This is a genomic window from Streptomyces lydicamycinicus (genome assembly GCF_000829715.2).
In the GTDB taxonomy this organism is placed as follows: domain Bacteria; phylum Actinomycetota; class Actinomycetes; order Streptomycetales; family Streptomycetaceae; genus Streptomyces; species Streptomyces lydicamycinicus.
Window position 1 is genome coordinate 274,170 of record NZ_BBNO01000001.1, and the last position, 18,719, is coordinate 292,888.

The following is an 18,719-nucleotide window of genomic DNA, read 5'->3' on the forward strand; positions in this document are numbered from 1 at the left end:
GGCACCCGGGCGCCTCCCGAGGCGTGCCGGTGGTTACTTCTGCGTGCTCAGCAGCGGCCGCAGCTCCTTGGGGAGCAGGTTCTCGCAGGACTTGCCGGCCGACTGCGTCAGGGCGTCGTTGACGCAGGTGAAGTAGTCGCGGTAGACGATCTGCACGGTGAAGGTCGCGGCCACCATCATCAGCGCCAGCGACGCGGTCACCAGCCCCGCGATCGCGGAGGTGACCTGCGGCCGGGTGGAGCCCGGCGTGGCCGGGGCGCCGGGCCGGTCGCCGCGGTCGGGCTGCTCGGCGGCGGGCGCGGGGCGCCCCTCCATGGCGGCGGTGGTCGCCGCGGCGGAGGTCTTCGCGGGGCTCGGCTTGGCACGCAGCGAGCTGATGCCCCAGTAGATCGCCAGCGCACTCAGCAGCAGCGCGACCTCCGGCAGGCTGAACAGCACGAAGAAGAACGACCACATACCGGCGAGGAGTGCGTAGCGCGCCCGGCGCTGGGCGGGGTCGGTGGGGTCCCAGCGCAGCCCGCCGGGGCCGCCGGGACCACCGGGGCCGCCCTGCTGGCCGTTGCGCCCGCCGGGCCGGGTGCCGAAGCCGCCGCTCTGCCGCCCCGGCTGCCGGGGGCTCCACTGGCTGCCCCAGCTCGGCGTCGACTCGTCCTGCGGCTGCTCCTCGTCGCCGTCGCCGTCCTGGCCGGACCGGTGCGGGGCGGGGTGGCGCGGGCGCCAGGCCTGGTCGGGGGTGCCGGCCGGCGGCGGGGCGAAGGGGTTGTCCCGCTCGGTGTCCGGGGAATCCGGGGCGGTGGGCTCCGACGACGAGGACGACGAGGACGACGACTTGCGCTCCCGCGGCAGCAGCACCACCCCGGGGGCGGTGGCGGGCAGCGGGAGCAGGAGGGCCGCGCGGCGGCGTCGGTCCGTCATCTGAGGTGTGTCTTCCCCTTGTCTCGTCCGCGCGCGGGCCTCGGCGGCCGGCGCGTGGTTACCACGAACTGCATGCAGTCTTACGCCTGACGCTACCTCCCGTGCCCGCCCCCGTCCCGTGGGGGCCGCGCGGTGTGCCGGTATCGTTGCTGACGGTCGGCGCCTTCGTAGGGTTCCCCGGATCTGCGGTACCCGCAGTCTTGTACGACCACACAAAGCACGCGAGATCGGAAAAGAGCCCCGCCGTGGCTTCCTCCCCACCCCCCGTCCAGCCCGCCCGACCCGGCCGCCCGGCCCGCATCGTCGCGCTCGTCTCCGGTTCCGGGACGAACCTTCAGGCGCTGCTGGACGCCATCGCCGAGCAGGGCCCGGAGGCGTACGGGGCCGAGATCGTGGCCGTCGGCGCCGACCGCGGTGCCATCGCCGGACTGGAGCGCGCCGCGGCCGCGGGGCTCCCGACGTTCGTCTGCCGGGTCAAGGACTACGACAGCCGTGCGGACTGGGATGCGGCGCTCACCGAGGCGACCGCCGCGTACGAGCCCGACCTGGTGGTCTCGGCCGGCTTCATGAAGATCCTGGGCAAGGAGTTCCTCGCCCGCTTCGGTGGCCGCACGGTCAACACCCACCCGGCGCTGCTGCCGAGTTTTCCCGGTGCCCACGGCGTGCGCGACGCACTCGCGTACGGCGCGAAGGTCACCGGATGCACCGTCCACTTCGTCGACGACGGTGTCGACACCGGCCCGATCATCGCCCAGGGCGTGGTCGCGATCCGGGACGAGGACGACGAATCCGCGCTGCATGAGCGCATCAAGGAAGTCGAGCGATCGCTGCTCGTCGAGGTCGTGGGGCATCTGGCCCGGCACGGCTACCGCATTGAGGGACGAAAGGTACGTATCTCGTGACCGCCACCGAAGGTACGAAGCGGCCCATCCGCCGCGCGCTGGTCAGCGTCTACGACAAGTCCGGGCTGGAGGAGCTGGCACAGGGTCTGCACGCGGCGGGCGTCCAGCTCGTCTCCACCGGATCGACGGCCGCGAAGATCGCCGCCGCCGGGGTGCCGGTCACCAAGGTCGAGGAGCTGACGGGCTTCCCCGAGTGCCTCGACGGCCGGGTCAAGACCCTGCACCCGAAGGTGCACGCCGGCATCCTGGCCGACCTCCGCCTGGAGGACCACCGCCAGCAGCTGGCCGGGCTCGGCGTCGAGCCGTTCGACCTGGTCATCGTCAACCTCTACCCGTTCCGGGAGACCGTGGCCTCCGGCGCCACCCCCGACGAGTGCGTGGAGCAGATCGACATCGGCGGCCCCTCGATGGTCCGCGCCGCCGCCAAGAACCACCCGTCGGTGGCCGTCGTCGTCAACCCCGCCCACTACGGCGAGGTCCTCAAGGCCGTCGCCGACGGCGGCTTCGAGCTGGCCGGGCGCAAGAAGCTGGCGGCGGAGGCCTTCCAGCACACCGCGGCGTACGACGTGGCCGTCGCCTCCTGGTTCGTCGACGGCTACGCGGACGACTCCGCCTTCCCCGAGTTCCTCGGCGCCACCTACTCCCGCAAGAACGTCCTGCGCTACGGCGAGAACCCGCACCAGGGCGCCGCGCTGTACGTGGACGGCAGCGGCGGGCTCGCGGAGGCCGAGCAGCTGCACGGCAAGGAGATGTCGTACAACAACTACACGGACACCGACGCCGCGCGCCGGGCCGCGTACGACCACAGCGAGCCCTGCGTCGCGATCATCAAGCACGCCAACCCGTGCGGTATCGCGGTCGCCGCGGATGTCGCCGAGGCGCACCGCAACGCGCACGCCTGTGACCCGCTGTCCGCCTTCGGCGGCGTCATCGCCGTCAACCGCCCGGTCTCCGTGGCGATGGCCGAGCAGGTCGCCGAGATCTTCACCGAGGTCATCGTGGCCCCCGGCTACGAGGACGGCGCGGTCGAGATCCTCGCCCGCAAGAAGAACATCCGGGTGCTGCGCTGCCCCGAGGCGCCGTCGAACCCGGTAGAGGTCAAGCCGGTGGACGGCGGCGCGCTGCTCCAGGTCACCGACCGGCTCCAGGCCGAGGGTGACGACCCGGCGAACTGGACGCTGGCCAGCGGTGCCGCGCTGCCCGCCGGGGAACTGGCCGAGCTGGCCTTCGCCTGGCGGGCCTGCCGCGCCGTCAAGTCCAACGCGATCCTGCTCGCCAAGGACGGCGCCACGGTCGGCGTCGGCATGGGCCAGGTCAACCGCGTCGACTCCGCGAAGCTCGCGGTGCAGCGCGCGGGCGAGGAGCGGGCGCGGGGCTCCTACGCCGCCTCCGACGCCTTCTTCCCGTTCCCCGACGGCTTCGAGGTGCTGGCCGAGGCCGGCGTCAAGGCTGTGGTCCAGCCCGGTGGTTCGGTCCGCGACGAGCAGGTCGTCGAGGCCGCGCAGAAGGCCGGCGTGACGATGTACTTCACGGGCACCCGGCACTTCTTCCACTGAGCCGCGAAAACGCCCCGAGGGCCGCACCCCCGCGTGGGGTGCGGCCCTCGGTCGCTCGCGTCCGCCGTGCTCAGTAACGCGGCCGGTTGAACCAGGCGTTGCCCTCGTCCTTGGAGACGAAGACCAGCACCAGGACGCCGAGGACCGTGTGCACCAGGCCGATCGGGAACGTGCACAGGCTCAGGATGATGTTGGCGACACCGAAGACGATGGTGCCGACCCGCACCCCGCCACCGCCGTTGGCGAACTGGAGGGCCAGCGTGATCGCGGTACCGGTGAAGATCACGATGATCACGATCACCGCGATCAGCAGGCCCTTGCCGACATTCATCGCCGTGATGTCGTCCGCGGCGGCGTACGGCGAGGCCTCGTGCGAGGCCTTGCTGACGCCGCCCAGCCCCATCACCGCGAGGACCAGGCCGATGAGGTTCAGACCGGACAGCACGAACAGCAGCACCCGGGCGGCCTTGACGCCGCCGGGCATCACCGTGGGGTACTGCGGCTGCATCCCGGGCATGGGGCCGCCCGGGTAGCCGCCGTACGGGGCCATCGGCTGCTGCGGCTGCGGAGGCTGCTGGGGATAGCCGTAGTTGGGCTGCTGCCCCGGCGGCGGACCATAGGGATTCTGGTTGGGGTAGCTCACGAGCGGTGTCCTTCGGGCGACTTGAGGCGGTATCGGCGAGCGCCGCGAAGGCCCCGATCGCGGCTGCGAGGGGGCCTTCGCGGGCTGTTCAGGGCGTCCGTGCAGCCCAGAGCGGGCTTACTTGACGCTCACGACCACGGTGCCGGCGAGCTTGTCCGCCCAGGTCTGGCTCTTGTCGTCCCACAGCGGCCACAGCCAACCGAGGCCGCACAGCAGGCCGTTCAGGTAGCGGCAGAGGTAGCGCACGAAGGTCATGCCGAAGCCGAGGGGCTGGCCGGTGGCCTCCTTGATGACCTTGACGCCCAGCGCCTTCTTGCCCGGGGTCTGGCCGGAGGCGCCTTCCTTGGCGATGAGGAAGAAGGTCCCGCCGATCATGATCAGCCACGCGAGCGCGATCATGATGATGGCGCCGACCGGCGTGCTGCTCGCTGCGGCGTCGTTGGCCGCGTTCTGCATGCAGGTGTAGTCACCCGTCTGGCAGCTGGAGTAGTCCGGGGTGGAGACCGAGCTGGCCGCCATGACACCCGCGATGATGTACAGGATGATCGGCACCGCGGCGATGATCAGGCCGTCGAGCAGGAAGGCGCCCAGCCGGGCACCCCAGCTCGCGTAACCCGTGGGCATGCCCATGCCCGGCATCCCCGGCTGGCCGTAAGGCGCCCCCTGCTGCGGGTAGCCGCCGTAGGCCTGCTGCTGCGGAACGGCCTGCTGCTGGGGGTAGCCGTACGGCTGCTGCTGCGGGGCCTGCTGGGGGTAGCCGTAGCCGGGCTGGCCCTGCTGCGGGACCGGGGGCTGCTGGCCGTACGGGCCCTGCGGCGCCTGCGGCTGCTGCTGCCCGTACGGGTTGTTCGGGTCACCAAAACTCATCTGCTGTTTTCCTCCGTTGGGTCAGTGGGGGACACAAGGCGTGACGCGGAGGAAAAACAGGATTCACTGGCCACCCCCCGACGAAGCCTGCGGCACTGCGGCGTCAATCCTTCTAGTTGCGCATTCACTCTGTCCAGTCAAGGGGTCTCACCGTTGTCCAAGTGCAATGATCAATTCCGGCCACGGAGGCCCTGCATGCCCTGATTGGAACGTTGCCGCCCTCATCCGGGAGGATGGGGGGTATGACTGCCCAGATTCTGGATGGCAAGGCCACCGCAGCCGCTATCAAGTCCGAGCTCGCCACCCGCGTGGAGGCCCTGAAGGCCAAGGGTGTGCAGCCCGGCCTCGGCACCCTGCTGGTCGGCGACGACCCGGGCAGCCGCTGGTACGTCAACGGCAAGCACCGCGACTGCGCCCAGGTCGGCATCGCCTCGATCCAGCGCGAACTGCCGGAGACCGCCACCCAGGAAGAGATCGAGGCCGTCGTACGGGAGCTGAACGAGGACCCCGCCTGCACCGGCTACATCGTCCAACTCCCGCTCCCCAAGGGCATCGACGCCAACCGCGTCCTGGAGCTGATGGATCCGGCCAAGGACGCCGACGGACTGCACCCGATGAGCCTGGGCCGGCTGGTGCTCGGCATCGAGGGCCCGCTGCCCTGCACCCCGTACGGCATCGTCCAGCTGCTGCGGCGGCACGAGGTCGAGATCAAGGGCGCGCACGTGGTGGTCGTCGGCCGCGGTATCACCATCGGCCGCCCCATGCCGCTGGTGCTCACCCGCAAGTCCGAGAACGCCACGGTGACCCAGTGCCACACCGGCACCCGGGATCTGTCGTCGCACCTCAAGCAGGCCGACATCATCGTCGCCGCGGCCGGTGTGCCGCACATCATCAAGCCCGAGGACGTCAAGCCCGGTGCGGCCGTCCTGGACGTCGGCGTCAGCCGTGACGAGGCCGGCAAGATCGTCGGCGATGTGCACCCCGGTGTCGCCGAGGTGGCCGGCTGGGTCGCCCCCAACCCGGGCGGTGTCGGCCCGATGACCCGCGCCCAGCTGCTGGTCAACGTCGTCGAGGCCGCCGAGCGCGCGGCCGGCTGAGCGCGGCGGGACCTGAGACCCTTGTCTGTGACAGACGTATCCGGAGACCGGAAGGGACTGCCCGCCATGGGTGCCGAAGCGCATTCGGATGGAGCCTCCGAGCCGCAGCGCTCCTCGCGCCGCTTTCCGACGCTGACCCGCGACACGGCCCGCCCGGAGGGCGGCGGCCGCGCGGCCGCGGGCGGCTACCCCGCGCCCGCCCGGCAGTGGCCGCTGCTCAGCGTCATGGGCGGGGTCGCGGCCGGTCTGCTGCTCGTGGCGCTCGACGCGTTCCGTATCGGCGTGCTGGTGATCGGGCTCTCCCTGCTGGCCGGCGCGGTGCTGCGGTGGGCGCTGCCGTCGGTGGGCATGCTGGCCGTCCGCTCCCGCTTCACGGACATGGCGACCTACGGTCTGCTCGGCTTCGTGATCGTGATGCTGTCGCTGATGGTGCAGCCCAAGCCGTGGATCCACATCCCGTTCCTGGACGACATCGTGCACTTCACGGTGCGCTAGCCCTCCCTGGCGATGACGGCGGCCCGCCCCTCCCCTTCGGGAGGAGGCGGGCCGCCGCCGTGCTGTGACGCGGTGTCCTACCCGGCCGGCCGGGTCAGCGCACGCACCACTTGTTGGAGTAGATGGTCATGAGGTTGCTGCCGATGAGGCGCCAGCCGGTGCCACGGTTCAGCTTCGCGTGCCGGCCCCGGTAGTTGGGCTTCTCGTAGACGGTCACGCTGCACTGGCTGCCGTTGTTGTACGCGGACAGCGGGTAGTTGAAGGCACCGCCATAGGGCTTGAGGTTCCGGTTGTTCGACCTGACCTTCTTCGGTGTGCCCTTGAAGTTCGTCCTCGGGTAGACGCACAGATAGGTGCGGGGGCAGTTGGCCGGCGCCCGCTGGACGGTGACCGAGGCGTGCTTGGCCGGTGCGGGGGCGGCGGACGCGCCGGCGGCGGGGGCCAGTGCCAGGCCCCCGGAGACCGCCGCGGCGGCCGCGGCGAGGGCGATGTGCTTGCGGACGTTCATGGTGTGGGTTCCTCCCCGTGGACGGCGGAGGCGGCACGCGTCGTCCGCGCCGCCCGCTGATTGCGCCACCGACTGTGCGCCCACCCGCCGTTGTCCGGCCAAGGGGACCGCCCCGGTGGGGACGCCGTGGGATGTCCCACCCGCTGACCTGCGGGGACGGCACCGCACCGGAGGCTTCGGTGGGACGGGGCGGGGGCCGGACAGCGGCCCGGACAGCGGTCCGGACGGCATGCGGAACGGCAAAGGGCGGAAACGGAGGGGGCATCCGCGCCATCATCGGCGACAAAGGGGGCCATGGCCTCGGGGGAGAACGAACGCGTATGGGGTGGGACATGTCGCGTTGGAGCGTGCTGCCCGCATCGCTGGACCATCGGGTGCGGCAACTCGTCGTGCAACTACGGAGGTTGAAGGACCACAGCGGGCTGAGCCTGGCCGCGCTCGCCGCCCGCACTCCGTACAGCAAGTCGTCCTGGGAGCGCTATCTCAACGGGAAGAAGCTGCCGCCGGCCGGTGCCGTGGAGGCGCTGGCCCGGCTCTGCGGGGCCGATGTGACCCGGCTGCTGGCGTTGCACGAGGTCGCCGCGCAGGCATGGAGCGCCGGACGGCCGGTGCCGGAAGCCCGGCCACAGGCCTCGCGGGCTCCGTCGGCCCCGTCGGTCCCGTCGGTCCCGCCGGGCCGGGGCGGGCCGCCCCCACAGACGGCGGGGGACGAGGCGCCGCACCCCGCCGTGGCCACCGTTCCCGCCGCCGGTCGTCAGGTGCCGCTCGGGCCGCTCGTCCTGGGCGCGCTGGCCGTGCTGGTCGTGGCGCTGCCGGTGCTGCGTCCCTGGCAGGACCAGCTCGGCGCCGGACGCGGTACGGGCGCCGCGATGGCCGGCCGCGACCTCGGTGCCGCACCGGAGTTCACGCCGCGGCCGGGGGAGACCTTCGACTGCCGTCTCCAGCGCCGGGACGGCGCCCTGTATGCCGGGCACAGCCGTACGGGTACCGCGGTCCTGGGCAGCGGCGCGGAGGGCTGGGACGTCGTCGAGGCCCAGTGCCTGCTGCGCCGCCACGGGTACGACCCGGGCGTCGTGGACGGCGTCGTCGGCGGCCGCACCCTCCGCGCCGTCAAGCGCTTACAGGCCGGATCGGGGCTGCCCACGGACGGGATCGTGGACCCCGCGACCTGGAAGGCGCTGCGCCGGTGAGCGGGCCCGGCGGTGAGCCGCGGGGTGGCGTCGAGTGTTCCCGGCTGGCCGCGGGGCTGCGGGAGTTACGGGCGCGCACCGGGCTGAGCCTGGCCGCGCTCGCCGCCCGTACCCCGTACAGCAAGTCGTCCTGGGAGCGCTATCTCAACGGCAAGAAGCTGCCGCCCCGGGACGCGGTCGAGGCGCTGTGCCGGCTGGCGGGCGAACCGGCCGGCAGGCTGGTGGCGCTGTGGGAGCTGGCGGACGCGGCCTGGAGCGGACGGGGCCGGTCCGGCGCGGCGCAGGTCCGGGACGGGGGGAGTGCGGCGGCCCACGGGCCGGGGAGGGCAAGTGCGCCGGGTACGGCCGCGGTTGCGGCGGCCGGGCCCCCGGTGGACGGCGAGGCCACGACCCGGTGGGCGCCGCCGCCGGCCCGGCGGGTGGCGGGCCTGGTGGCCGGCGCCGGGGCCGGCGGAGTGGCGCTCGTCGCGGCGCTGGCCGTCTGGACGGCGGTCGGCGCGCACGGCCCGGTGAGGGGCGACGTGCCCGAGACCCTCCAGGTGACCGGCTGCCGGGCGGCGGCCTGCGACGGCAAGGACCCGGAGTCGATGCGCTGCGATCTCCCGGAGCTGGTGCGGACGCCCGTGGAGCGCACCGCGGCCGGCGGCGAGCAGGTGCAACTGCATTACGGCACGGTGTGCGGCGCGGCCTGGGGGCGGGTCCGGGGCGGCCGGATCGGGGACCGGGTCGAGGTGGTGGTGCCGGGGGTGACACCGCGGTCGGTGCGGGTGCTGGACCGGTTCGACGCCGAGGACTCGCTCGTCACGCCGATGGCGGCGGCTCGCGGGCCCGAGGGCGTCCGGCTGTGCCTCTATCCGGCGGGCGGCGGGGCCAGGGAATGCTTCTCGGCATAGTGCCTGACCGGGGCCTATATTGATGCCATCTTGGCCGGTTCTTGTCAGGATACGTACGGAAGTCGTCTGGACTCCGTCGGAAATGCCACACTGCTGGGGTCACGGGTGCACGGATGGGTGACGTATGTCCGCATGCTCCCGTGTGCCCGTGAAGGGGTACGCCGTCCTCACCGGGGGCGTCCCACGGGGAGCAAGGAGGGCGGACCAGGGGGGCCGCGCTCGGGCACGTACGCGGGGGGAATAGGGGGAGGCAATGCCTCGCTGGAAGGCGCTGCCGGAGGAACTGGACCCGCAGGTGCGGGAGTTCGCCGGTCAGCTGCGCAGGCTCGTGGACCGCAGCGGCCTCAGTGTCGCCGCCCTCGCGGACGCCACGGGCTACAGCAAAACGTCCTGGGAGCGCTATCTCAACGGGCGGCTGCTGCCACCGCAGCGCGCCGTGGTCGCGCTCGCCGAGGCGACCGGCGCGAATCCCGCCCACCTCACCACGCTGTGGGAGCTGGCCGAACGGGCCTGGAGCCGCGCGGAGATGCGGCAGGACGTCACCATGGAAGCGATCAGCGTGGCCCAGGCGCGCGCCGCGCTCGGATGGGACGCCGACCAGGCCGAACCCCCGGCGAAGAGCGCGAAATTCACCAAGGGGACGAAGGCCGCACCGGCGCCCGGCACGACACAGCTGCCGTCGGTACCCCAACAGCGGCGCACGGACACCCCGTCGGCCGCGGACTTTCCCGAATGGGCCGCGGCCGCCGGCCCGTCCCCGGCGGCACCCGCGGCGCAGGCCCCGGCCCGGCGCACCCGCCGCGGCCGGACCCTCATGTACGCCGCCGGCGCGGCCGGTGTGGCGCTGATCGCCGGCGCGGCCTTCCTCCTGTTCAACCCCGGCAGCGGCACGGCCAAGAAGACGGCGGCCTCCCGCCCCGCGGCCGCGCCGAGCACCAAGCAGGTCCTGCCGGCCGGGGTGCGCTGCACCGGCGCCGGCTGCGTGGGCAAGGACCCGGAGGCGATGGGCTGCGGCGGAGCGCATGCCATCACCCCGTCCCGCGGCCGGGCGGGCCGGGCGGTGATAGAGGTCCGCTACAGCAAGATCTGCCACACGGCCTGGGCCCGGATCAGCCGGGCGGCGCCGGGCGACCAGGCCACGCTCAGCGCCGGCGGCCACAGCGCCACGGCACGGGCCGAGCGGAACGGCGCCGCCTACACCCCGATGGTCGAGGTGACCGGCGACCCGGCGAAGGTCGCGGCCTGCGGGACGACCGTGGCGGGCGTGAAGGGCTGCTCCCGTCCGGTTCCGGCCACGCCGGCCGGGGCGCCGTCCGAGGCCAGGCCATAAAGAACAAGCTCAGTGGAAACGACGATGGAGTCGGCACTGTGCTTCCATCACGCTGTCGAGCGACGACCACGAAGGGATTGCCGCCGGCATCGGCGGCTGTGGAAGCTGACCCGCTCGGGCTGCTACGCCTACTACGTCGGCATCGCGCACTTCATGGCCGCCCTTTCGCTCGATGTGCCTACTCAGCGCGCTGGATCGACGGCCAGCAGCTCACCCGGGAACGGTGGTGTGATCTGGCCACCGCCCGGCGCGACCGCGTGCGCATCGCTCGATAAGTCGCTGCGGCCCCGCCATGCCGGCCGGGCCGCAGGCGCGTGGATGCGGTCAAGTGTTGAGGTCCAGGACGTGGACCGGCTCACTAGTTCCACCCGTTCCGAGGTGATGCCGGGTTCCCACATGGCGTCTTGGAGGCATGCCGCCGGTGTAACCGAACCGGCCGGAATGCATCTGAAATGTGGCCTGAATTGCAAAGGGTTTCACCTTGTGACGGGCATCACCACTTATTGTGCAGAATCTGACTTGCCTGAGCATTAAATCCCTCATAAAGTCAGTTCAGTTGACCACGCACGGGGGGTGCTATAGCGAGTCAACGGGGCATTCTCTCGTGCGCTTCGAACTATAAGCTCAGGGGGAATTGGATTATGAGGCTTCTTTCGAAGAGGGCTGCGCGAGCTGCGGCTGTCGGGGGAGTGATCCTCGCTGCCATGGGTTCTACGGTGGCCTACGCCGGAACGTCCTCGACCGAGTTGAGTAATGGGCGATTGAGCTTCGAAGCATTCAATGGACGCGAAGCAAGTCTTCCGGCAAGCAAGTTCTACTCCGCCACGCAGTACAAGAAGACCAGCGGCGGTACTGTCACTGTGGTATTCGGTATGACCACAGAAAGCATTCTCGTGAAGAGCCCCGCCAAGACCGTGAAGAAGGGGCAGAAGGTCGGGCATTCCTGGGGCGGCCGAAGTGTCGCCGACACGGGGGACTGCAGCGCCACTGGCTTCATGAAGTCGAACGGCTCCACGTACTACACACCTCCGGTCAACCGGCTCTGCTGATCTAGGGGGTGCACGCAGAATGCCCGATGCCTCTGCAACGCGCCGTCCGGTTCGCTCCGGACGGCGCATCGGGTAGCAGGGTATCTATCATCTGCGTGCACCCTTTCTTTGCCTCTCGCCTCCGCTCACCTTGAGAGACACCTACGGTGATTGAAGCCTCCATCAACGCACTACCCGGCCTGGTCTCGCTCTTTGTCGTTGCCACGGTACTGCTTGGTCTGCCGGCGGCACTCATTGCCGGGGCCAAGAAAAAACCCATCGCTCTGTCACTGTTGTTCGCAGCAACGCTGGCCGGCATCCTCACCGTGACCATGACCCCGGGCAGCAGAGGCGTTGGGCAAGTCCGTGTATGCGACGCCGGTCTTCCCTTTGATGCCTTCCTCACCTCTGAGTCGGCACAGCTGAACTTCTTGCTGTTCGTCCCGATGTCGGTCACAGCGACCCTGCTCTTCCGTCGCCCCGTCAGCGTGGCTGCCGGCTCGGTAGCGCTGGCCTTCTCCATCGAGCTTGCCCAGGCGTGGATTGCGGAGGGTCGTGCGTGTACCTACGACGACATCACCGCGAACGCCATCGGAGGGGTCGGGGGTGTGCTCTGCGCCACCGTGTACCTCTGGGTAAAAAAGCGCCAAGCCCCGTTCACTCTCAGGGACACCCTGTGGGGCACGGGAGTAGCCGCTGTCGCTGGCGCGGCACTCACAGCTGCCTTCCATTTCTCTATCACCACCGTTGACGGCGACGCGAGACAAAACCAAGCCCAGCAAAAGTTTCGTGATACCGATCAGCAGGACCAGTGGATGAACCGGACGGTTGCCAAAATCTTTGGTCGGCAGGCAGAAGTCACGGAAACTGGAATCCAAGAACTGGGGCACGGGCGTTGGCGTCTCACCGCTAGTACAACGCGTGGTGAAATCTCTGCTCTCTGGCCGGAGCGTAAGCTCGAAAGCGTGTGGTCAAAGAACAATAAGGATGATGGCGGAAACCTGACCGACGCAGAGATGAAGACGGCGGCAGAACACTTCGCAAAAGAATGGTTTCCGGACGAGGTGGCAGGGTCCAAAGCGAAATTTAGGGCCGTTGTAGAGCAGCATGGAGCGCATCTCCTTAACTATCGCCGCTATGTCCACGGGGTCATGATGCCGATGCGTCTGGACATCATCGTCACGACGTCAGGACGCATTATGGGAGTCACGGCACAGACCACCACTGACCCCTCACTGCCAAAGGTGACGGTCACAAAGAAGGAAGCCGAGAGGCTGGCAGAAAAGGCATCGGAACGAACTGATGCAAACCCTGTCTCACTGCTCGCCCGGCGCGTCAGTGGAAGCTGGCGACCTCTATGGATGATCGGCCTGAAGACGCACGGTTCTGAGGAGAACACGGAAACAGTGTTCCTCGATGCAGTGACCGGAAAACGAGTACAGCCCCAGAAGCCCGAAGCGCCAATGCCTGGACAGCCTGGCAAATCTGGCCTGCGATGACGGAACTTGCGGAGGGCTCAGCGCAGCTTGAATGCTGAACCTGCCGGCAGCGGTGTCGATGCTGCTGAAACTGAGCCCCCATCGCCCCGTTGATGTCCTTCAACCGGACAACAGCGGGGCTTCGTCGTGTCTGGACCTGCGCCACCGAAAGCACGCCACCAGACTCGAAAGCGCCCCTAGACGGTGGCCCAGGAGCCGAACTCGGAGGGCATCTCCGCTACTGGCCGCTGGAACGGAACTGCCAGATCACCTCTCGAACTGTCGCTGGCACGGGCGGAAACCGGCTCGGAGCGGGGGTCCGCCTGGCCTGCCCGGATGCCCGGGACCGCCGTCCGGAGGATGTCCGAAAGTCAGGGGGCATGCCCTCCGGGATCGCGGGCAGGCGAACGATTACCCCCCACGGGTGTGGCACAACTCGGCGGCCGCCCGCACTCCCCCCTCCTTAGAGCGGGTGGCCGCCGCCTCTCGCCCACGGGGGCCGCGCGGAGCGCACACCGGACCCCGCAAGCCCTGTTACGGGCGGCCGTACGGACCTCCCGGGGCGCCCGGTGAGGTGTCGCACACCGGCCCGTCGCCTGCCCCCGGCAGGGGTCCGATAGCCTGACGGCCGGGTCTCTCGATACCAAGAGACCTTGATAGCTGGGCAGGGACACCCACCGCCAACCATGGTGGTCCAGGGGCTTGCCCCCGGAAAACACCGCGCAGGAGATCGCCATGACCCGCACTCCCGTCAATGTCACCGTCACCGGCGCAGCCGGCCAGATCGGTTACGCACTGCTCTTCCGCATCGCTTCCGGTCATCTGCTCGGCGCCGACGTGCCGGTCAAGCTGCGCCTTCTGGAGATCCCCCAGGGTCTGAAGGCCGCCGAGGGCACCGCCATGGAGCTCGACGACTGCGCCTTCCCGCTGCTCCAGGGCATCGACATCTCCGACGACCCGAACGTGGCCTTCGACGGCGCGAACGTCGCGCTGCTCGTCGGCGCCCGCCCCCGTACGAAGGGCATGGAGCGCGGCGACCTCCTGGAGGCCAACGGCGGCATCTTCAAGCCGCAGGGCAAGGCCATCAACGACCACGCCGCGGACGACATCAAGGTCCTGGTCGTCGGCAACCCCGCCAACACCAACGCGCTGATCGCCCAGGCCGCCGCGCCGGACGTACCGCGCGAGCGCTTCACCGCGATGACCCGCCTGGACCACAACCGCGCGCTCTCGCAGCTCTCCAAGAAGACCGGCACCCCGGTGTCCGAGATCCGCAAGCTGACGATCTGGGGCAACCACTCCGCCACCCAGTACCCGGACATCTTCCACGCCGAGGTCGCCGGCAAGAACGCCGCCGAGGTCGTCAACGACCAGAAGTGGCTGGGCGAGGACTTCATCCCGACCGTCGCCAAGCGCGGTGCGGCGATCATCGAGGCTCGTGGCGCGTCCTCCGCCGCCTCCGCCGCCAACGCCGCCATCGACCACGTCCACACCTGGGTCAACGGCACCGCCGCCGGTGACTGGACCTCGATGGGTATCCCCTCGGACGGCTCCTACGGCGTCCCGGAGGGCCTGATCTCCTCCTTCCCCGTCACCACCAAGGACGGCAAGTACGAGATCGTCCAGGGCCTGGAGATCAACGACTTCTCCCGCGAGCGCATCGACGCGTCCGTGAAGGAGCTGGAGGAGGAGCGCGAGGCCGTCCGCGGTCTCGGCCTCCTCGGCTGACCCCGCGCCGCGGCCGCCCCACCCGGGCGGCACCGCAGCCCCACCGAGCCCGCACGGTCCACAACGGCCGTGCGGGCTCGGTCATGTCGGCTCGGTCATCCCGACTCGGTCATGTGCGCTCGGCCCGCAGCTCCCGTTCGCCGGCCTCCTGGCCACCGTCCGCCGCCACGGGCAGGCGCGCGCCCCGGCTGTCGGCGACCCGCAGCACATCGCCGAAGGACTGCGTGGTCGCCCGCAGCGCCAGCCGTAACGCGTGTTCCCCCGCCTTGCCGTCGTCCAGTACGGCCACCGCGCCCTTGAGCACCTCGGCACCGTCACACAACTGCTCCGCCTCGACCTCATCGGCCAGCCGCGACAGCACACCCCCGGCCCCGTCCGCCGACAAGAAGCACGGCTTCCCGCCCTCGCTCTCCCACGGCAGCAGGCGCAGCCCCGGCACCGGCGCGGGGACGGCATCCCGGTCGTAACTCATGCTCAATGACTCCCAGAAATTGGTTGCGCGAGAAGGCGGCGCAGTCGGCCGAACGACCCGTTACGTTGGGTGTGTTCAGCGTTGCGCCCCGTAGTGCGGGTCGCAACGTCAGACGCGTGACACTCACCTTCTGGCACCAAGGGGGATGCGGTGAGCCGACGACGACGCAATGCAGAGAGTGGACCGGCAGCCACCAATGCCGCCGTGTTCGGAGAGGTCTTGAGGCACTTCCGGGAGGCGGCGGGCCTCACGCAGGAGGAGTTGTCGAACAAGATCCCGTGCGACCGCTCACAGGTGGCCCGCGTGGAGGCGGGCACGCGCATACCGCAGGACACGTTCGCCAAGCAATGCGATGAGCTGCTGGGGACGGGGGGAGTGCTGCTGCGGTTGTGGGGGCGGATCGACTGGTATCCGGAGGTGCAGCATCCGGACTGGTTCGAGCGGCGGGCGGAGATGGACGCCAAGGCGGTGGCGCTGCGGGAGTATCAAGAGCAGGTGATGCCGGGGCTGTTGCAGACGTCGGACTACGCGCACGCGCTGTTCAGTCGCCGTGGCACGGATTCCGACGAGGTCGAGTCACGCGTCCGGGCCCGACTGAGTCGACAGCCGCGCTTTCTGGTTGAAGGTGGCCCGCTATACGTCGCTGTCCTGGACGAGAGTTGCCTGCGCAACGCGGTGGGGAGCCTGGAGACCATGCGTGCCCAGTGCGCGCATCTGCTGAGTGTTGGGCAGCGCCCCAACATCCGTATCCAGGTGGCTCCGGCGGAGCTCTTTAGGCTCGTTCGGCCTCTTAGCTCCGTGTCGCTGATCGAACTGGCCGACGAGCGCTGGGTGTACTCAGAATCGCTGGACCGTGGCCACTTCAACAACGATCCGGCCGCCTATGTCCGCCACAGCCAGACCTATGATGTGCTCAGGGCGGACGCTCTGTCAGCCCGTGAGTCCGCCGCTCTGATCAGCGACGTGATGGAGGGGTACGAGCAGCATGGGCAGGCGCGAACTCAGCACGGTGACCTGGACCAAGAGCAGCTACAGCGGCGCAAACGGCGGCAACTGCATCGAGGTGGCGCTCACTTGGATGAAGAGCAGCTACAGCGGCGACAACGGCGGCAACTGCATCGAAGTAGCCCCCGGTATCCCCGACGCCGTCCCCGTGCGTGACAGCAAGGACCCGCACGGGCCCGTGCTGGTCTTCCCGACGGGCGGCTGGTCGTCCTTCGTCGCGGCCCTCAAGGGCGGGGAGTTCCCCGCGGCCGTCTGACCCTCGCGGCAACCTTGGGTTATCGCGCTGACACGGAGCGCTCGACTCCCTTATGCTGCGGGTTCTGCGCCGCCGCGGCCGAAAACGGCAGCCCGCCTGCTCAACAGGCCCTCGGCGATGACTCGTTGGTGTGGTGATGGGGGAAGCCGATGACTCGGACGGATGTGCCTGCGCAGCACGGTGAATCCGGCGGTCCGCCGCGGTTAGGGAAGCCGGACGGCGTCCCGCCCCCGGCGCCGCTCCCCCCGACCCCGCCGGGTGCCAGCGATGCCACCCGGCTGCTGTGCGCGGGCACCTACATGGACGACAGCTTCCGTGACGCGGTCATCGATGAGCTGTACGTCCACGAGGAGCGGTTCGCCGCACCGTCCCTGGGTATCGACGCCGCGCGGGTGCTGGCCCATGCGCTGCGCGCCCGGCGGCTCCAGCTCGGCTGGGCGGCGGGGATCCTGCTGCTGTGGATCGTGGCCCTCCCCCTGTCCTCCGGACTCGCGGGGATCTATGTCTTCCCCGTCGTCCTCATGGCGCTGGCCCGCATCGTCCGCCGGTCCCCGGTCCTGCCGGGGCCGGCCCGCTTCCTCTCCTTCGTCCTGCGCTGGTACGGGCGGCTGACGCTCGCCCTCTTCTATGTGTCGTTGCTGGTGACGGCGTTCATCGGCGGGCTGGCCATCCTGGGCCCGGGATGGCTGTTCACCAGGCTGCTCCCGGACGCGCTGGACTCCCTGACGGGCGACTCGTCGGACGAATACGGCTCCTACGGCTCAAGCGCGTTCGACAGCTCCTACGACAGCGGTTTCGGCACCACCCATGCGTCCGGCCTGCTGATCGGGGTGTGGATCGCGCTGCTGCTGCCGCTGGTCCTGGCCCTGCTGGTCGCCCTGCAACGCGGGCAGTTCGCCCGGGTGCTGGCGCACGAGCTGTCCAGGGAACGCTTCCCCGACGTCAGGTCCGACCCCGCCGAGCGCTCCGAGAGCTACCGCTTCCTGCGACTACGGGACCGGGTGCGGACCGAGCAGCACGGGCCGCTGGTGATGTACCGGGCCGCCAACCCGTTCTGCGGTGCGGGCCAGCCGTACAAGACCTGGTCGCTGTCGGTGGAGCTGAACCCCCGCGCCGACCGCGTCGCCGAACCGCTGGACAACAGCGCCATCCTGGCCCGAATCGTGCCGCTGGTGGCGGCGCTGCGGGTGCCCTCGCCGCACGGTTCGCCGGCGTCCGCGGCCGCGGTCCGCGACCGGCTGCGCGCGCTGGAGATCGACGAGTGTGTCTTTCTGCCGGCCGAGGGCTTGCCGAGCCGGGAGGCGGCGCCGTACGCCCCGGAGGCGTTCGAGGAACACCGGGCCGCGGCGGTCGAGGAGGGCGGTGAGACCCGGCGGCACTTCCTGCGCATCCGGGTCGGCGGCTGGAACGAGGGCATCGTCACCACGGTCTTCGTGCGGGTGCACACCCAGGGCGGGATGCTGATGCTGGAGGTCGCACCGCATGTGCTGTGGCCGCTGCGGCAGCCCTTCCAGGACGCCGACCGGATCGCCCACCGCTACCGTCACCATCACCACTTCGGCAAGGCGGTCTGGGCGCTGGCCCAAACGCCCCGCTCCGCCGGGCACGCCCTCGGCACGCTGGCCCGCGGCCTGTTGTCGGCCTGGCGGCTGGCCACCGCGGGACATGGCGGGGCGCTGCCCGAGGGCCCCGGCGTCGCCGTACGCGAGCTGGGCTCGTTCGGGGAGTCCTCGCTCTTCCAGGACATGGATGTCGCCCGCTATCTGAAGACCATTCAGCAGCGGGTGGCGGCCGGGGTGACCACGGCCTTGCGCGAGGCGGGTTACCAGACCGATGAGTTCGAGCAGCGGGTCGTGCATGTCGCCGAGGGCGGCGTCTACGTCGAATCCGCACAGGGCGCCGTCGGCATCGGCGACCACAACACGATCAACCACCACTCCGCACCCCCGCGCGGGAACGAGACGAAGGGAAGTGCCAAGCGTGGCAAGGGCTGACGAGCGCGGAAACGGCATCCACATCGGCAGCGTCCGGGGTGCCTTCGCCATCGGCGACCACAACACGGTGACTCACCACGAGGGCCCGGCCGCACCGGCGGTGGACCCGGCGCAGGAGGAACTGCTGCGCGCCGTCCGGGCCTTGCGCGACGATCTGTCCCGGGCGGTGGAGAGCCCGCAGATCACGGCCCTGAGCGGGGAACTCGCCGAAACCGAGACGGAGATCGCGGACCACGGCGCGGCCGGGCCCGGACGGCTGGCCCGGCTCCGTACGGCGCTCGCGGACGCCGGTGCGGTGGTGGGCCTGCTGGCCTCCGGCGCCGCGGTGAGCCAGGCGGTCGCGGCACTGGCGGGAGGCTGAC

General features: G+C 70.3%; 18 protein-coding genes and 1 pseudogene. 14 read left to right on the top strand and 5 right to left on the bottom strand.

Annotated features, from left to right (window positions below):
* Window positions 1-33 precede the first annotated feature (33 nt).
* Window positions 34-915 (bottom strand): hypothetical protein, encoded by an 882-nt coding sequence (locus TU31_RS01170; protein ID WP_042147472.1) that lies wholly within the window; start codon window positions 913-915, stop codon window positions 34-36.
* 245 nt (window positions 916-1,160) lie between these two features.
* Here TU31_RS01170 and purN point away from each other — a divergent pair, with 245 nt between their 5' ends.
* Both purN and purH read left to right on the top strand, forming a co-directional pair.
* Entirely contained in the window at window positions 1,161-1,817 is a 657-nt protein-coding gene (gene purN / locus TU31_RS01175) for a phosphoribosylglycinamide formyltransferase (RefSeq protein ID WP_042147475.1), read from the top strand.
* A complete protein-coding gene (gene purH, locus TU31_RS01180) occupies window positions 1,814-3,373 on the top strand; it encodes a bifunctional phosphoribosylaminoimidazolecarboxamide formyltransferase/IMP cyclohydrolase (RefSeq protein ID WP_042147478.1) in 1,560 nt (519 codons plus the stop codon). Before purN ends, purH begins: the two co-directional genes overlap by 4 nt.
* A gap of 70 nt (window positions 3,374-3,443) precedes the next feature.
* Here purH and TU31_RS01185 read toward each other — a convergent pair whose 3' ends face one another.
* Both TU31_RS01185 and TU31_RS01190 read right to left on the bottom strand, forming a co-directional pair.
* Window positions 3,444-4,016 (bottom strand): hypothetical protein, encoded by a 573-nt coding sequence (locus TU31_RS01185; protein ID WP_042147480.1) that lies wholly within the window; start codon window positions 4,014-4,016, stop codon window positions 3,444-3,446.
* A gap of 117 nt (window positions 4,017-4,133) precedes the next feature.
* Window positions 4,134-4,883, bottom strand: a complete 750-nt coding sequence (locus TU31_RS01190) for an RDD family protein (RefSeq protein WP_042147484.1) — start codon at window positions 4,881-4,883, stop codon at window positions 4,134-4,136.
* 242 nt (window positions 4,884-5,125) lie between these two features.
* Between TU31_RS01190 and TU31_RS01195 the strand changes: the two genes are divergently transcribed.
* Complete coding sequence (locus TU31_RS01195) at window positions 5,126-5,980, top strand: bifunctional methylenetetrahydrofolate dehydrogenase/methenyltetrahydrofolate cyclohydrolase (protein ID WP_042147487.1); 855 nt, start codon at window positions 5,126-5,128, stop codon at window positions 5,978-5,980.
* Window positions 5,981-6,046: 66 nt separating this feature from the next.
* Window positions 6,047-6,475: a DUF3017 domain-containing protein gene (locus tag TU31_RS01200; protein WP_042147490.1), complete on the top strand. Its 429-nt coding sequence runs from the start codon at window positions 6,047-6,049 to the stop codon at window positions 6,473-6,475.
* 94 nt (window positions 6,476-6,569) lie between these two features.
* Here the strand turns inward: TU31_RS01200 and TU31_RS38425 are convergent, their stop codons facing one another.
* Complete coding sequence (locus TU31_RS38425) at window positions 6,570-6,983, bottom strand: peptidase inhibitor family I36 protein (protein ID WP_042147495.1); 414 nt, start codon at window positions 6,981-6,983, stop codon at window positions 6,570-6,572.
* Between the two features lie 332 nt (window positions 6,984-7,315).
* Between TU31_RS38425 and TU31_RS01210 the strand changes: the two genes are divergently transcribed.
* From TU31_RS01210 to TU31_RS01230, 6 genes are all read left to right on the top strand, one after another.
* Complete coding sequence (locus TU31_RS01210; protein WP_042149735.1) at window positions 7,316-8,173, top strand: helix-turn-helix domain-containing protein; 858 nt, start codon at window positions 7,316-7,318, stop codon at window positions 8,171-8,173.
* Window positions 8,170-9,066 (top strand): helix-turn-helix domain-containing protein, encoded by an 897-nt coding sequence (locus TU31_RS01215; protein WP_042147501.1) that lies wholly within the window; start codon window positions 8,170-8,172, stop codon window positions 9,064-9,066. Before TU31_RS01210 ends, TU31_RS01215 begins: the two co-directional genes overlap by 4 nt.
* A 253-nt stretch (window positions 9,067-9,319) precedes the next feature.
* Window positions 9,320-10,396, top strand: a complete 1,077-nt coding sequence (locus TU31_RS01220) for a helix-turn-helix domain-containing protein (RefSeq protein WP_042147504.1) — start codon at window positions 9,320-9,322, stop codon at window positions 10,394-10,396.
* A gap of 704 nt (window positions 10,397-11,100) precedes the next feature.
* A complete protein-coding gene (locus TU31_RS38430) occupies window positions 11,101-11,445 on the top strand; it encodes a hypothetical protein (RefSeq protein WP_158894200.1) in 345 nt (114 codons plus the stop codon).
* A 146-nt stretch (window positions 11,446-11,591) separates the two neighbouring features.
* Window positions 11,592-12,923 (top strand): VanZ family protein, encoded by a 1,332-nt coding sequence (locus TU31_RS36355; RefSeq protein ID WP_078885489.1) that lies wholly within the window; start codon window positions 11,592-11,594, stop codon window positions 12,921-12,923.
* Window positions 12,924-13,637: 714 nt separating this feature from the next.
* Window positions 13,638-14,630: a malate dehydrogenase gene (locus tag TU31_RS01230; RefSeq protein WP_042147510.1), complete on the top strand. Its 993-nt coding sequence runs from the start codon at window positions 13,638-13,640 to the stop codon at window positions 14,628-14,630.
* Window positions 14,631-14,739: 109 nt separating this feature from the next.
* Here TU31_RS01230 and TU31_RS01235 read toward each other — a convergent pair whose 3' ends face one another.
* The gene (locus tag TU31_RS01235) at window positions 14,740-15,102 is read right to left on the bottom strand and encodes a hypothetical protein (RefSeq protein WP_042147513.1); all 363 of its coding nucleotides are present in this window, start codon (window positions 15,100-15,102) and stop codon (window positions 14,740-14,742) included.
* A 204-nt stretch (window positions 15,103-15,306) separates the two neighbouring features.
* On the opposite strand from TU31_RS01235, the pseudogene TU31_RS01240 reads away from it, so the two are divergent.
* The 4 genes and pseudogenes from TU31_RS01240 to TU31_RS01255 all read left to right on the top strand — a co-directional run.
* Window positions 15,307-16,050, top strand: a pseudogene (locus tag TU31_RS01240) (helix-turn-helix domain-containing protein); the annotation flags it as partial.
* 37 nt (window positions 16,051-16,087) lie between these two features.
* A complete protein-coding gene (locus tag TU31_RS39490; protein ID WP_245698369.1) occupies window positions 16,088-16,363 on the top strand; it encodes a DUF397 domain-containing protein in 276 nt (91 codons plus the stop codon).
* A 149-nt stretch (window positions 16,364-16,512) separates the two neighbouring features.
* The gene (locus TU31_RS01250; protein WP_042147523.1) at window positions 16,513-18,357 is read left to right on the top strand and encodes an AbeC-like domain-containing protein; all 1,845 of its coding nucleotides are present in this window, start codon (window positions 16,513-16,515) and stop codon (window positions 18,355-18,357) included.
* The gene (locus TU31_RS01255) at window positions 18,344-18,718 is read left to right on the top strand and encodes a hypothetical protein (RefSeq protein ID WP_042147526.1); all 375 of its coding nucleotides are present in this window, start codon (window positions 18,344-18,346) and stop codon (window positions 18,716-18,718) included. The genes TU31_RS01250 and TU31_RS01255 overlap by 14 nt, the downstream gene beginning before the upstream one ends.
* Window position 18,719 lies beyond the last annotated feature (1 nt).

Bases quoted from the DNA above. Each gene is read 5' to 3' on its own strand.
- TU31_RS01170 (WP_042147472.1), bottom strand. From the start codon at position 915: ATGACGGACCGACGCCGCCGCGCGGCCCTCCTGCTCCCGCTGCCCGCC.
- TU31_RS01190 (WP_042147484.1), bottom strand. From the start codon at position 4,883: ATGAGTTTTGGTGACCCGAACAACCCGTACGGGCAGCAGCAGCCGCAG.
- TU31_RS01195 (WP_042147487.1), top strand. From the start codon at position 5,126: ATGACTGCCCAGATTCTGGATGGCAAGGCCACCGCAGCCGCTATCAAG.
- TU31_RS01200 (WP_042147490.1), top strand. From the start codon at position 6,047: ATGGGTGCCGAAGCGCATTCGGATGGAGCCTCCGAGCCGCAGCGCTCC.
- TU31_RS38425 (WP_042147495.1), bottom strand. From the start codon at position 6,983: ATGAACGTCCGCAAGCACATCGCCCTCGCCGCGGCCGCCGCGGCGGTC.
- TU31_RS01210 (WP_042149735.1), top strand. From the start codon at position 7,316: ATGTCGCGTTGGAGCGTGCTGCCCGCATCGCTGGACCATCGGGTGCGG.
- TU31_RS01220 (WP_042147504.1), top strand. From the start codon at position 9,320: ATGCCTCGCTGGAAGGCGCTGCCGGAGGAACTGGACCCGCAGGTGCGG.
- TU31_RS38430 (WP_158894200.1), top strand. From the start codon at position 11,101: ATGGGTTCTACGGTGGCCTACGCCGGAACGTCCTCGACCGAGTTGAGT.
- TU31_RS01230 (WP_042147510.1), top strand. From the start codon at position 13,638: ATGACCCGCACTCCCGTCAATGTCACCGTCACCGGCGCAGCCGGCCAG.
- TU31_RS01235 (WP_042147513.1), bottom strand. From the start codon at position 15,102: ATGAGTTACGACCGGGATGCCGTCCCCGCGCCGGTGCCGGGGCTGCGC.
- TU31_RS39490 (WP_245698369.1), top strand. From the start codon at position 16,088: ATGGGCAGGCGCGAACTCAGCACGGTGACCTGGACCAAGAGCAGCTAC.
- TU31_RS01250 (WP_042147523.1), top strand. From the start codon at position 16,513: ATGACTCGGACGGATGTGCCTGCGCAGCACGGTGAATCCGGCGGTCCG.